Here is a 12496-nt window from a genome sequence, read left to right on the forward strand (position 1 = left end):
CCCCAGCCCCCCCCCCGCCCCCGCCCCCCCCCCGCCCCCCCCCCCCCCCCCCCCCCCCCCCCCCCCCCCCCCCCCCCCGGCCCCGTCCAGAGGCTCGCCGCGAGCGTGCGAGCGGCGAGGAGGACGGGGTCCTTTCTCAGTGGCTGTGCCCGTGGCCGTGCGAGTGGCCGTGGGTGTGGTGCCCACCGCCGTCGTGGTCGTGCTCCTCCTCGGGAGCCTCGACGACGGCGGAGTCGGTCGTCAGGACCATCGCCGCGATCGAGACGGCGTTGCCCAGCGCGGCCTTGGTGACCTTCACCGGGTCGATGACCCCCTGCCCGGCCAGGTCGCCGTACTCACCGGTCGCGGCGTTGAAGCCGTTCCCGGTGCCGAGGTCGCGCACCTTGGCGACGACGACGCGGCCCTCGAACCCGGCGTTGTCGGCGATCTGCACCAGCGGGGCCTCCAGCGCGGTGCGGACGGCGCGCGCGCCGGTCAGCTCGTCGCCGGTCAGCTCGAGGGCGTCGATCGCGCTCGCGGCGTGCACCAGCGCCGAGCCACCGCCGGGGATCACGCCCTCTTCCACCGCCGCGCGGGTGGCGGCGATGGCGTCCTCGATGCGGTGCTTGCGCTCCTTGAGCTCCACCTCGGTGGCCGCGCCGACCCGGATGACGCCGATGCCGCCGGCCAGCTTGGCCAGCCGCTCCTGCAGCTTCTCGCGGTCCCAGTCGGAGTCGGTCGCGTCGATCTCGCGGCGGATCTGCGCGACGCGGTCGCCGATGGTCTCCGACGTGCCGCCGCCGTCGACGATGGTCGTCGCGTCCTTGGTCACGGTGACCCGGCGCGCGGTGCCGAGCACCTCCAGGCCCACCTGGTCGAGCTTGAGGCCGACGTCCTCGCTGACCACCTGACCGCCGGTGACGACGGCGAGGTCGGTCATGAACGCCGTGCGCCGGTCGCCGAAGTAGGGCGACTTCACGGCGACGACCTTGATGGTCTTGCGGATCGAGTTGACGACCAGCGTGGACAGCGCCTCGCCCTCGACGTCCTCGGCGACGATCAGCAGCGGGCGGCCCCCGGTCGACAGCACCTTCTCCAGCAGCGGCAGCAGGTCGGCCAGAGCACTGATCTTGCCGCTGACCAGCAGCACGAGGGCGTCCTCGAGGACGGCCTCCATGGCCTCGGGGTCGGTGACGAAGTACGGCGAGAGGTAGCCCTTGTCGAACTGGACGCCCTCGGTGACGTCGAGCTCGGTGTCCAGGGTGTTGCTCTCCTCGACGGTGATGACGCCGTCCTTGCCGACGCGCTCCATCGCCTCGCCGATCAGCTCGCCGACCTCGGCGTCCTGGGCGGAGATGGTGGCGACACCCGCGATCGCGTCGCGCTTCTCGACCGGGATGGCGGCGGCGTCGAGCGCGGCGTGCACGGCGTCGACCGCGGCACGCATACCGCGGCCCAGCGCCATCGGGTTGGCCCCGGCGGCGACGTTGCGCATGCCCTCGTGCACCAGCGCCTGGGCGAGCACGGTGGCGGTGGTGGTGCCGTCGCCGGCGACGTCGTTGGTCTTGGTCGCGACGCTCTTCGCCAGCTGGGCGCCGAGGTTCTCGTACGGGTCCTCGAGCTCCACCTCGCGGGCGATGGTGACGCCGTCGTTGGTGATGGTGGGAGCGCCGAACTTCTTGTCGATGACGACGTTGCGGCCACGCGGGCCGATCGTCACCTTCACGGCGTCGGCGAGCTTGTCGACACCGCGTTCGAGGGCGCGGCGCGCATCCTCGTTGAACTTGATGATCTTGGCCATGGGCCCTTCCGATCAGGGAGTGCTGGGCGAAGACGACCGCCCCGGGACCCGGTGTTCGGGTCGCCGGGGCGGACGCAACGTGCTGGAACGGCCCCCTCGCAGGGCCCCGCGGGGAGCGGAGCGAGGCGTGGGGGTGAGGGGGTCCTTCTACTTCTCCACGACGGCGAGCAGGTCGCGGGCGGAGAGCACGAGGTACTCCTCGCCGGCGTACTTGACCTCGGTGCCGCCGTACTTCGAGTAGATGACCACGTCGCCGACGTTCACGTCGAGCGGAACGCGGTTGCCGTTGTCGTCGATGCGGCCGGGGCCGACGGCGACGACGGTGCCCTCCTGGGGCTTCTCCTTGGCGGTGTCCGGGATGACCAGACCGGACGCGGTGGTGGTCTCGGCCTCGTTGGCCTGGACCACGACGCGGTCCTCCAGCGGCTTGATGCTGACCTTGGTAGCGGTCGTCACGTCGGTGACGCCCCCTTCGGTGTAGGACGGCAGGGATGTTCGATGCTGTGGCACGGGGTCCGGGCACCCGCCGTCGCGGGGGTCGGGCGCCAGCCCGTGTCGTTTGGCACTCTACCCAGGAGAGTGCCAGCCGCTCAACCCGGTCGCCGAGGTGGGTGACGTGGGGGCTGACCAGCCCGTGCGCCACCCTGTGCAGGTGGACCGGCCGACCGACGAGCAGACCGTCGAGACCGTGCGCCAGCTGCGCGCGCTGGTGACCCCGGAGGGCGCCAGGGCGCTGTCGCGCGCGGCGACGTTGCTGGACGAGGGGACCGATGCGGTCACCGCGCTGACGCGGCTGCGCGCCGAGGTGGGCACCGATCTCGCCGGGCCGGCGTGGGGCATCGCCCGGCAGCGGCAGAAGGCGCGGCCGACGTTCGGGGCCGACGCGGACCGGATGCTGTTCACCGGCGACACCCTCGAGCAGGCAGGACGTCCGGAGCTCGCCGCCCGGCGCGCGGCCCGCCTGCTGGCCGGAGGGGCCGACTCCGTCGCCGACCTCGGGTGCGCCGCCGGCACCGACACGATCGCCCTCGCCCGCGCGGGCGCTCGGGTGCTGGCCGTCGACGTCGACCCGGTGGCGCGCGAGCTCACCGCCCTGAACGCCGAGGCGCTCGGCGTCGACGACGACGTCTGGGTGGTCGCCGGCGACGCGGTGGAGCTGGTGGCGGCCGCCCGTGGTGGGGAGGTGGCCGGGTGCGGGGCCGCCGTCCTGGACCCGGCCCGGCGGGCGGGTGGGCGGCGGCTGCTGGACCCCGACCGCTGGTCCCCGCCGTGGTCCACCGTCGTCCAACTGCTGGACCGGGTGCCCACCTCGGTGGTGAAGGTGGCCCCCGGGCTCGACCACGAGCGGGTGCCCGACGGGGTCGAGGCCGAATGGGTGTCGGTCGGCGGTTCGATCGTCGAGGCGCTGCTGTGGGGCCGCGGGCTGTCGACGACGTGGCGTCGCGCCACCCTGCTGCGCGACGACGAGGTGCACGAGCTGACCGCGGACGCCGACCCCGGCCCCGCGCCGGCCGGCCCGGTGCGCGGCTGGCTGCACGAGCCCGACCCCGCCGTCATCCGCTCCGGCCTGGTGTCGCTCGTCGCCGCCGACCTCGGCGCGAGCCTGGTCGACCCGACGATCGCCTACCTGACCTCCGACACCCGCGCGGACTCCCCCTGGGTCAGCTCCTACCGGGTCGACGAGGTGCTGCCGTTCAACCTGAAGAAGCTGAAGGCGCTGCTGCGGGAGCGCGGGGTGGGCCGGGTCGTGGTGAAGAAGCGTGGCTCGGCGATCGAGCCGGAGACCCTGGCCCGCCAGCTGCGCACCGACGCCCCCGGCACCGCGACCGTCGTCGTCACCCGCGTCGCCGGCGCCCCGACCGCGCTGGTCTGCGACGTCACCACCTGACCAGCCGTCGGCCCCGACCAGGGGCCCGCCCCGAGCCTGCGAGGGGCGGGGAGGGCGGGGTCGTCTCTCAGCGGCTGACGACGTCGATCGGCAGGGAGCTGTCCGCCCCGAGGTCCGGAGCGGACGGCGCCACCCCGGCGGCGACCAGCCGCGAACCGAGCGCCGCCACCATCGCGCCGTTGTCGGTGCAGAGCTTCGGGCTCGGCACCCGCAGCACGATGCCCGCCTTCGCGCACCGTTCCTCGGCCAGCGCGCGCAGCCGCGAGTTGGCTGCCACTCCCCCGCCCAGCACGAGGTGGTCGACGCCGTGGTCGCGGCAGGCGCGCACGGCCTTGGCGGTGAGCACGTCGGCGACCGCCTCCTGGAACGAGGCGGCCACGTCGGCCACCGGCACCGGCTCCCCGGCGCGCTCCCGGGCCTCGATCCACCGGGCGACGGCGGTCTTCAGCCCGGAGAAGGAGAAGTCGTAGGCCGGGTCGCGCGGACCGGTGAGCCCGCGCGGGAACGCGATGGCGTGCGGATCCCCCTCGCGCGCGGCCTTGTCGATCGGCGGGCCGCCCGGGAACGGCAGCCCGAGCACGCGGGCGACCTTGTCGAACGCCTCCCCGGCCGCGTCGTCGATGGTGCGCCCCAGCGACTGCACCTCCTGCGCCAGGTCGGGCACCAGCAGCAGCGAGCTGTGGCCGCCGGAGACGAGCATCGCGATCGACGGCTCGGCGAGCGGCCCGTGCTGGAGCTCGTCGACGGCGACGTGCGCGGCCAGGTGGTTGACCCCGTAGAGCGGCTTCCCCAGCGCCAGTGCGTACGCCTTCGCGGCCGCGACCCCGACCAGCAGCGCGCCGGTCAGGCCGGGACCCGAGGTCACCGCCACCGCATCGACGTCGGAGGCCCGGATGCCTGCGTCTGCCAGCGCCCGGTGCACCGTCGGCACCATCGCCTCCAGGTGCGCGCGGGAGGCGATCTCCGGGACGACGCCGCCGAAGCGTTCGTGCTCGGCCATCGAGGTCGCCAGCGCATCGGCGAGCAGGGTGTGCCCGCGGACGATGCCGACGCCGGTCTCGTCGCACGAGGTCTCGAACCCGATGACCAGCGGCTCGCTCACGGCGTCCCTCCGTCACATGTCGCTCCCGCGGGGCGCTCCGCTCCTCGCTCGTTCCTCGCTGCGATGCTCACGCCCCTGTCCGCTCCCGCTTCATCACCACGGCGTCCGTGCCGCTCGGTTGGTAGTAGCCGCGCCGCCGGCCGATCTCGGCGAACCCGCGCCGCCGGTAGAGCCCTTGCGCCGTCTCGTTGTCCGCCCGCACCTCGAGCAGCACCACCGGTGCGCCGCGCCGGTCGGCCTCGGCCAGCAGCGCGTCGAGCAGCCGGGCGCCGATCCCCTCGCCCTGCCGGGCGCCGGTGACTCCGATCGTGGCGATGTGCGCCTCGTCGTCGTAGGCGATCAGCCCGGCGTAGCCGACGACCGCCCCCTCGTCCTCGGCCACCAGGTAGTGCCGGGTGTCGGTGCGCGCCAGCTCGTCGCGGTACATGGCGACCGTCCACGTGTCGGGGGCGAAGAGCTCCTCCTCCAGCTCCATCACCGCGGGCAGGTCGGCCAGCCGCATCGGGCGCAGCCGGACGGTCACTTCTGCGACACCGCCTTGATCGAGCTGGGCGGGACGGCGTCGGGGCGGCGCAGGTACAGCGGCACCAGCGGCGCGGCGGACGACGGGTCGGCCAGCTGTGCCGCCGCGGCGCGCAGCAGCCCCGCCGTCGTCACCTCCGCCGGTTGCACGTCGGCACCGAGCCGCTCGGCGAACGCCGGGTCACCGACGAACGGCCCGGTCCGGCCGAGCTCCTCGGGGCGCTCGACGCCCGGGCCGTCGACCCGCCGGTCCTGGTCGTCGTAGGCGGCCCAGTAGACCTCCTTGCGGCGGGCGTCGGTGACCACCGTGCGGGCGCCCGAGCCGACGGCGTCCAGCGAGCAGACCCCCACGACCGGCAGGCCGCGCGCGTCCGCGATCGCCGCCGCGGTGACGATGCCGACCCGCAGACCGGTGAACGGCCCGGGGCCGAGCCCGGTGACGACCGCCTCGACGTCGCCCAGCGCGACACCGGCGTCGGCGAGCACGCCCTCGATCGCCGGGGTCAGCAGCTCGGCGTGCTTCGTGCCCGACGGGACGGCGCGCTCGGCGAGCACCTCCGTGCCGCCGTCAGGGGTCCACCGCGCGAGCCCCGCGACGAGCGTCGGGGTGGCGGTGTCGAGCGCGAGGACCAGCACGACCGCTCAGCGTAGGCGAGTGCCGGCGGCCACCTCGTAGACGATCTCGAGACCGTCCTCCTCGTCGACCTGCTCCCCCACGGCGACGAACCCCTCGCCGAGCACCAGGTCCCGCGAGGCGGTGTTCGCCGGGGCCACCGACGCGCGAACCGTGGTCACCGCCGGCTCGTCGGCCGCCCACGCCAGCAGCGCCCGCAGCGCCGCCCGCGCGTACCCCTGCCGCCGGTGCTCCGGATCGATCGAGTAGCCGACCTCCACCATGCCGGAGGCGTCCGGCGGCCCGTGGAAGCCGGCCCGGCCGACCGTCAACCCCCGTCCGGGGTCGCGGACCACCCGGGTGATCCAGCGGGCGCTGCCCGGGTCGGCCACCACCTGCTCGGCCCGGACCCTCCACACCCAGCGGCACTCCCGCCCGGCGAGGTAGGGGCTCAGGGGCACCGGCGCCGCCGCCTCGGCCGCGGCCAGGTCCCCGTCGGCGAGCGCACGCAGCGCGGTCGGGCCGAGGGCGATGAGCTCCACCCGGCGGTCCACGGGCGGCAGGCTAGCCGTGAGCCGTTGCCCCCGTCACCGGCCGGGCGCTACGGTCGCCGACGTGACTGCCGGGTCGGCCTCGAGCCACGAGCGAGTCAGGGTCCCGGCCCGCCGGTGACCGCCGGGTGGCCGCGAGGGCCGCCCTGCCGAGCACCGCCGTGACGCCGTGCTCCCCGCCGTGGCCCTGCCCGGCCCATTCCCCGTCGTCCCCGTGCGTCTGCCGGACGACGCCCCTTGCCGTACCCCCCTCTGGAGCTCCCCATGCCCAGCGCCACCGCCCTGCACCACCTGATCGTCCTGGTCGAGGACCGCGACGCCGCCGTCTCCTGGATCGTCGAGCTGCTCGACCTCCGCACCCCCTGGGACAACGGGTTCTTCCGGTCCGTGCAGCTCGACGACCAGCTCGTGCTCAACTTCGCCGCCGCTCCGGCCCCGGTCGAGCCGCAGCACTACGCGTTCCTCGTGACCGACGAGCGCTTCGACGTCATCAAGGCTCGGTTCGACGCCGACGGGACGCCGTACCAGGCGGACCCGCCGGGGCGCCGTCCCGGCCAGGTCGGGGAGGTCAACCCCGACGGCAGCGGCCGGCGGCTGTACTTCCGCGGTCCCAGCGGGCACCTGCTGGAGGTGCTGACCGCCCGGTACACCGACGTCCCGGACGCCTCGGCGGCGGGCTGAGGGGGGCGGCCGGGTCTCAGCCCCCGTCGAGCCGGGCCGCCCACCCCGGGCCGTGGGGCACGAGCATCGCGGTACGGACGTCGTCGTCGCGCCGGTCCAGCCGCACCTCCAGGTGCTCGTCGACCAGCTGCTCGACCAGCCCCTGCCCCCACTCGACGACCGTGACCGACTCCTCGGTCGAGGCGTCGAGGTCGAGGTCGTCGACGTCGGCGTGCCCGCCGAGCCGGTAGGCGTCCACGTGCACCAGCGGGATCCGCCCGCCGCGGTGCACCCGGGCGATGACGAACGTGGGCGAGGTGACCGGTTCCCGGACGCCGAGCCCGGCACCGATGCCCTGGGTGAGCGCCGTCTTGCCCGCGCCGAGCGGGCCGACCAGCACCAGCAGGTCGCCGGGGCGGGCGAGGGCGGCCAGCGCCTCGCCCAGGGCGTGGGTGTCGGCGAGCTCCGGCAGCACGTGCTCGCGCTTCACGCGACCTCCTCCAGCGCCCCGGCGACGGCGGTCAGGTCAGCCAGCAGCCCGGCGCGGGGGGCACCGTTCGGACCGAACCGGATGGCGGCCGACGGGTGGTAGGTGGCCCAGACGGCGCGGCCGTCGACGTCGTGCGGGCGGCCGCGGACCGCCGCGAGCACCGTGCGCGGGCCGAGGAACCACTTGGCCGAGGAGAGCCCGAGCGCGACGACGACGGGCGTGTCGAGGAGCTCGAGCTGACGGCGGAGCCACCCGCTGCACCGCGCCACCTCGGCAGCCTTCGGTGTGCGGTTGGCCGGCGGCCGGCACTTCACGATGTTGAGCACGGCGGCCTCGGCCCGCGACAGCCCGGCCTCGGCCAGCAGCTGGTCCAGCAAGGCCCCCGACTTCCCGACGAACGGCCGGCCGGTCTCGTCCTCGGTCGCGCCCGGCGCCTCGCCGACCAGCACGAACCTGGGCCGGCCGCCGCGCGGGAGGTCCCCGACGACGACGTGCTCCCGGGCCGCGGCCAGCTCGGGGCACGCCACGCAGGAGCGGGCCACGTCCGCGAGGGCCGCCCAGTCCGCGGCCGCTGCCGCGGTGCGGGCGACCTCGTCGGCGGCGGCGTCGAGCCGGGGCGGACGGAGGGCGGCCACCCCCGCACCCTAACCGCGCCGGCAGGCCCGCTCCGGGGGCCGGGTCAGCTCGTCGCGCCCACGCCGAGCCCGGCGGCCACGCGCCGGAGCAGCCCGGCGATCGCCCGGCTCACCTGGTCGGGCTCCTCCAGGGGGACCATGTGCCCGGCCCCGGGGACGACGACGTAGTCGACGGCGTTCTCCCCCGTCGCGTCGAGCCGCTCCACGATGAGGTCGCTGTGCTCCCTGGGGATCATCCTGTCCCGGTCCCCGGTGAGCACCAGGGTCGGCACCCGGCGCAGCGGCTCCAGGCGACCGGTCTCGTCCAGGCCGGCGAGCGCCGGGTAGAACTCCGCGATGACGTCGACCGGGGTGCCGGCGATCATCGCGTCGACGTAGCGCACCAGCGCGGGGTCGACGTCGGACGAGCCGAACGAGAGCGCCCGGGTCGCCGCCGAGACGAGGTCGGCGGCCACCCGACGGGTGCGCTCGGCGAAGGCCGGCCGGCGGCGCATCGTCCAGGCGGCGACCGGCAGCACCGCGGCCCGCATCCGGGTGAGCATCTCGGGCAGACCGAAGCTGAGGTCGGCGAGGTTGCCGCTCGAGGTGGAGACGAGTGCGACGCCGCGCACCCGGCTGCCGAACAGGTCCGGTCGCGTCGCGGCCAGGCCCATGATCGTCATCCCGCCCATGGAGTGACCGACGAGGACGACCGGTCCACGCGCCACCCGGGCGTCCAGGACCGCCACGAGGTCGGCCGCCAGCTGCTCGATGGTGGAGTGCTCGGCCGGGCCCCGGCCGGAGGAGCCGTGGCCGCGCTGGTCGTAGAAGACGAGCCGGGCCTGCGGTCGGTGCCCGTTCCCGGTGGCCAGCTCCGCGGCGAGGGTGCGTCGCTGGAACGCCCACGACGCCATCGAGAGCGTGTAGCCGTGCACGAAGACGACGGTCAGGGGTGCGTCGCGGGGCCCGATCTCCTCCACGGAGAGGAGCACGCCGTCGTCGGCGCGCACCAGTGCGGTGCGGTCGGCCGGGCGGGCGTCGGCGCCGAGCGGGTCGGCCTGCCGCAGCCGGCGCTCGGCCCGCGCGGCCGAGAGCTCGGCGGCGGGGCCGAGCTCGGCAGCGCGCACGCGGCGGGCCGCGACCCGGCTGAGCGCCACGCCGGCCGCGGTGCCGGCGGCGGCCAGCCCGACGACGGCACCCAGCAGGCCGGCGGCGTGCGCCGTGGGGTGCTTGTGCGGGCGCCGGGCCGGCCGCGAGCGGTTCCGCACCATCAGACCGCCCCCGCCGACCCGACGTAGCGGCGGGTGAACCGCCCGCCGATCCGGGTGACCAGCTCGTAGTGGATGGTGCCGACGGCGTCCGCCCACTGCTGGGCGGTCGGCTCTCCACCGTCCCCCGGCCCCCAGAGGACCACCTCGTCGCCGGCGGCGATCGTGTCGTCGCCGACGTCCAGGACGAACTGGTCCATGCACACCCGGCCGGCGATGGTCCGCTGCGTGCCCGCCGCCAGGACGGGTGCGCTGTTGCCAGCGGCCCGCGGCACCCCGTCGGCGTAGCCGACGGGCACCAGGGCCAGGGTGGTCTCGGCCGGGGTCGCGTAGGTGTGGCCGTAGGAGACCCCGGCCCCGGCTGCGACGCGCTTGGTGAGCGCCACGCGGGCCCGCACCGTCATCGCCGGCCGCAGGCCGTGGTCGGCGGCGTCCCCGCCGAGGGGGTCCAGCCCGTAGACGGCGACGCCCGGGCGCACCATGTCGTACCAGGTCCCCGGCAGGGCGACCGTCGCCGCCGAGTTGGCCAGGTGCCGGCGGGCGTCGGTGAGCCCGGCTGCCCGGGCCACCGCGACCGCCTCCTCGAAGACCCGCACCTGCGCGCCGATGGTGGGGTGCGTGGGCGCGTCGGCGTAGGCCAGGTGGCTCCACAGCCCCACGACCACGACGTCGCCGTCGGCCTGCGCGCGGGCGGCCGCGGCCACGAGCGCCGGCCACTCGGCCACCGGGGCGCCCTCCCGGGAGAGCCCGGTGTCGACGAACAGGTGCAGCCGCGCGGTCCGGCCGGTCGCCCGGGCGCCGGCGACGACCTCGGCGAGGCCCCACGCGGCGTTGACCGACACCTCGACGTCCGCGGTCAGCGCAGCGGCGACGTCGGCACCCGGGCCGTTGAGCCAGGCCAGCACCGGCGCGGTGATGCCCGCCGCCCGCAGGGCCAGCGCCTCGCTGATCACCGCCACGCCCAGCTGGTCGGCACCGCCGGCGAGCGCGGCCCGCGCCGAGGGGACGAGACCGTGCCCGTACCCGTCGGCCTTGACGACCGCCATCAGCGGGCGGCCCACCCGTTCGCGCAGCACCGCGGTGTTCCGGGCGATCGCGTCGAGGTCGACGACCACCTCCGCACCGGTTCCGTTCGTCACGCCTCCGAGTCTGGCAGGCCGGCCGGCGAGGTCCCACGGACCCGGCTGATCGCCTCGGGGAGGTGTCGCACGACGTCGCCCGCGAGGAACGGGCCGCCGGCCGCGGCGACCTGCCCGGCCCGCCCGTGGACGTGCGCGGCCACCGCCGCCGCCTCGGCCGCGGACAGACCCGCCGCCAGCAGTGCGCCGGCGATGCCCGAGAGCACGTCGCCGGTGCCCGCGGTGGCCAGCCACGGGGTGCCGGTGCCGTTGACGAACGCGGTGCCCTCCGGATCGGCGACCACGGTGGCGTCGCCCTTCAGCAGGACGACCGCCCCCAGGTCGGCCGCCAGCCGGCGGGTGGCCCCGAGGCGGTCGTCCCCGGGCTCGGCACCGAAGCGGGCGAACTCCCGGTCGTGCGGGGTGAGCACGGTGGCGGCCGCCCGGCGGCGCACGAGCTCGGGCTCGCGGGCGAGCAGGGTCAGCCCGTCGGCGTCGACGAGCACGGGCAGATCGGTGGCGAGCACCTCGGCGAGCACGCTCCGGGCGTCGTCGCCGGTGCCCAGGCCCGGCCCGACCACCCACGCCTGCACGCGGCCGGCGTCCCCCGGCCGGCCGTCGGTGACGATCGCCTCCGGCCACGCGGCCCGCACGCCGTCGGCCGCCGTCCCGGCGTAGCGCACCAGCCCGGGACGGGTCCGCAGCGCCGCACCGGTGCAGAGCACCCCGGCCCCGGGATAGGCGGCCGAGCCGGCGACCACGCCGACGACCCCCTGCGAGTACTTGTCGTCGTCGGCGTCGGGCAGCGGCAGCCGGGCGGCGACGTCGGCGTCGGTCAGCTGGCGGGCGGTCGGTGCCGGCAGGTGCGGCCCGAGCCCGATGTCGACCAGGTGCACCTGCCCGGCGCAGCCGCGCCCGGCCCCGGTGACCAGGCCCGGCTTGACCGCCCCGAAGGTGACGGTGTGGGTCGCCGGAAAGGCAGCGCCCGGCACGGCACCGGTGTCGGCGTCCACGCCGCTGGGCAGGTCGACCGCCACCATGTGCGCCGGCCCGGCGGCGGCCCGCTCGACGAGTGCGGCGGCCGGCTGCCGCAGCCCGCCGGTACCGCCCAGGCCGACGATGCCGTCGAGCACCAGGTCCGCGCGGTCGAGCAGCGGACCGGCCGACCCGGCGTCGACGGTGCGGCCACCGGCCCGGCGGAAAGCGGCGAGGCCGGCCGGGTGCGTGCGGTCGGCGGCGAGGAGGACGGCGGTCACCCGGGCGCCACGCGCAGCGAGCCGGGCGCCGGCGAAGAGGGCGTCGCCGCCGTTGTTCCCCGCGCCCACCAGCAGGGCCACCCGGGCGCCGTACGGGCGGGCCAGCAGCCGCAGGCACACGGTGGCCAGCCCGGCAGCCGCCCGCTGCATGAGGGCGCCGTCCGGGAGGGCGGCCAGCAACGGGGCCTCGGCCGCCCGCACCTCCGCGGCGGTGTGCAGGTCGATCATGTGGCCTCCCGGGTCAGGCCCTCGGCGACGACCACCGCGGAGGCGATGCCGCCGTCGTGGCTCAGCGAGACGTGCCACGACGTGACGCCCAGCTGCGCGGCCCGCCCGGCCACCGAGCCGCGGACGGCCAGCTGCGGGCGCCCGTGCTCGCCGACGGTCACCTCGGCGTCGTGCCAGCGCAGGTCACCGGGCGCGCCGAGGGCCTTGGCGAGCGCCTCCTTGGCGGCGAACCGGGCGGCCAGCGACTCCCCGGTCCGCGGGGCCCCGGAGGGGGTGCGCTGCTCCTCGGCGGTGAACAGCCGGTCGCGCAGCCCCGGCGTGCGGGTGAGCGACTGCGCGAACCGCTCGACCGGCACGACGTCGATCCCCACCCCGATGATCACCGAGGCGACCGGATGGAACGGCC

The 12496-nt window shown here is 76.3% G+C and carries 14 protein-coding genes; 2 read left to right on the plus strand and 12 right to left on the minus strand.

Translation table 11 applies throughout. The features are described from left to right. Positions 1 to 136 precede the first annotated feature (136 nt). Both groL and groES read right to left on the minus strand, forming a co-directional pair. Positions 137 to 1780 (minus strand): chaperonin GroEL, encoded by a 1644-nt coding sequence (groL, locus tag ACI79Q_RS18345; RefSeq protein WP_456590410.1) that lies wholly within the window; start codon positions 1778 to 1780, stop codon positions 137 to 139. Between the two features lie 147 nt (positions 1781 to 1927). Next, the gene (groES, locus tag ACI79Q_RS18350) at positions 1928 to 2236 is read right to left on the minus strand and encodes a co-chaperone GroES (protein WP_014377938.1); all 309 of its coding nucleotides are present in this window, start codon (positions 2234 to 2236) and stop codon (positions 1928 to 1930) included. Positions 2237 to 2432: 196 nt separating this feature from the next. Here groES and ACI79Q_RS18355 point away from each other — a divergent pair, with 196 nt between their 5' ends. Beyond that, positions 2433 to 3668 (plus strand): THUMP-like domain-containing protein, encoded by a 1236-nt coding sequence (locus tag ACI79Q_RS18355; RefSeq protein WP_456615151.1) that lies wholly within the window; start codon positions 2433 to 2435, stop codon positions 3666 to 3668. Between the two features lie 67 nt (positions 3669 to 3735). Here ACI79Q_RS18355 and tsaD read toward each other — a convergent pair whose 3' ends face one another. The 4 genes from tsaD to ACI79Q_RS18375 form a co-directional block, all read right to left on the minus strand. After that, complete coding sequence (tsaD, locus tag ACI79Q_RS18360; RefSeq protein WP_456600104.1) at positions 3736 to 4770, minus strand: tRNA (adenosine(37)-N6)-threonylcarbamoyltransferase complex transferase subunit TsaD; 1035 nt, start codon at positions 4768 to 4770, stop codon at positions 3736 to 3738. A gap of 67 nt (positions 4771 to 4837) precedes the next feature. After that, positions 4838 to 5293, minus strand: a complete 456-nt coding sequence (gene rimI, locus ACI79Q_RS18365; protein WP_456590413.1) for a ribosomal protein S18-alanine N-acetyltransferase — start codon at positions 5291 to 5293, stop codon at positions 4838 to 4840. Continuing rightward, entirely contained in the window at positions 5290 to 5928 is a 639-nt protein-coding gene (tsaB, locus tag ACI79Q_RS18370) for a tRNA (adenosine(37)-N6)-threonylcarbamoyltransferase complex dimerization subunit type 1 TsaB (RefSeq protein WP_456590414.1), read from the minus strand. The genes rimI and tsaB overlap by 4 nt, the downstream gene beginning before the upstream one ends. A gap of 6 nt (positions 5929 to 5934) precedes the next feature. Next, positions 5935 to 6459, minus strand: coding sequence for a GNAT family N-acetyltransferase (locus ACI79Q_RS18375; RefSeq protein ID WP_456612447.1), 525 nt, complete (start codon positions 6457 to 6459; stop codon positions 5935 to 5937). 261 nt (positions 6460 to 6720) lie between these two features. On the opposite strand from ACI79Q_RS18375, the gene ACI79Q_RS18380 reads away from it, so the two are divergent. After that, positions 6721 to 7137 carry a hypothetical protein gene (locus ACI79Q_RS18380; protein WP_456600101.1) on the plus strand — a complete coding sequence of 139 codons (417 nt, stop codon included), beginning with the start codon at positions 6721 to 6723 and terminating at the stop codon, positions 7135 to 7137. Between the two features lie 16 nt (positions 7138 to 7153). On the opposite strand, the gene tsaE is transcribed toward ACI79Q_RS18380, so the two are convergent. Genes tsaE through ACI79Q_RS18410 form a run of 6 tightly spaced genes read right to left on the minus strand, consistent with a single transcriptional unit; the run spans position 7154 to position 12473 of the window. After that, a complete protein-coding gene (gene tsaE, locus ACI79Q_RS18385) occupies positions 7154 to 7606 on the minus strand; it encodes a tRNA (adenosine(37)-N6)-threonylcarbamoyltransferase complex ATPase subunit type 1 TsaE (protein WP_456615152.1) in 453 nt (150 codons plus the stop codon). Continuing rightward, a complete protein-coding gene (locus tag ACI79Q_RS18390; protein ID WP_456612449.1) occupies positions 7603 to 8241 on the minus strand; it encodes a uracil-DNA glycosylase in 639 nt (212 codons plus the stop codon). The genes tsaE and ACI79Q_RS18390 overlap by 4 nt, the downstream gene beginning before the upstream one ends. A 44-nt stretch (positions 8242 to 8285) precedes the next feature. Continuing rightward, entirely contained in the window at positions 8286 to 9491 is a 1206-nt protein-coding gene (locus ACI79Q_RS18395; RefSeq protein ID WP_456615153.1) for an alpha/beta fold hydrolase, read from the minus strand. Beyond that, positions 9491 to 10627 carry an alanine racemase gene (gene alr, locus ACI79Q_RS18400; protein ID WP_456612450.1) on the minus strand — a complete coding sequence of 379 codons (1137 nt, stop codon included), beginning with the start codon at positions 10625 to 10627 and terminating at the stop codon, positions 9491 to 9493. The genes ACI79Q_RS18395 and alr overlap by 1 nt, the downstream gene beginning before the upstream one ends. After that, positions 10624 to 12090 (minus strand): NAD(P)H-hydrate dehydratase, encoded by a 1467-nt coding sequence (locus tag ACI79Q_RS18405; protein WP_456590421.1) that lies wholly within the window; start codon positions 12088 to 12090, stop codon positions 10624 to 10626. The genes alr and ACI79Q_RS18405 overlap by 4 nt, the downstream gene beginning before the upstream one ends. Next, positions 12087 to 12473: a holo-ACP synthase gene (locus ACI79Q_RS18410; protein ID WP_456590422.1), complete on the minus strand. Its 387-nt coding sequence runs from the start codon at positions 12471 to 12473 to the stop codon at positions 12087 to 12089. Before ACI79Q_RS18410 ends, ACI79Q_RS18405 begins: the two co-directional genes overlap by 4 nt. Between the last annotated feature and the right edge of the window lie 23 nt (positions 12474 to 12496).

It is taken from the genome of Blastococcus sp. SYSU DS0828, from assembly GCF_054050975.1.

Bases quoted from the DNA above. Each gene is read 5' to 3' on its own strand.
- ACI79Q_RS18395 (WP_456615153.1), bottom strand. From the start codon at position 9,491: ATGGTGCGGAACCGCTCGCGGCCGGCCCGGCGCCCGCACAAGCACCCC.
- ACI79Q_RS18405 (WP_456590421.1), bottom strand. From the start codon at position 12,090: ATGATCGACCTGCACACCGCCGCGGAGGTGCGGGCGGCCGAGGCCCCG.
- groL (WP_456590410.1), bottom strand. From the start codon at position 1,780: ATGGCCAAGATCATCAAGTTCAACGAGGATGCGCGCCGCGCCCTCGAA.
- ACI79Q_RS18380 (WP_456600101.1), top strand. From the start codon at position 6,721: ATGCCCAGCGCCACCGCCCTGCACCACCTGATCGTCCTGGTCGAGGAC.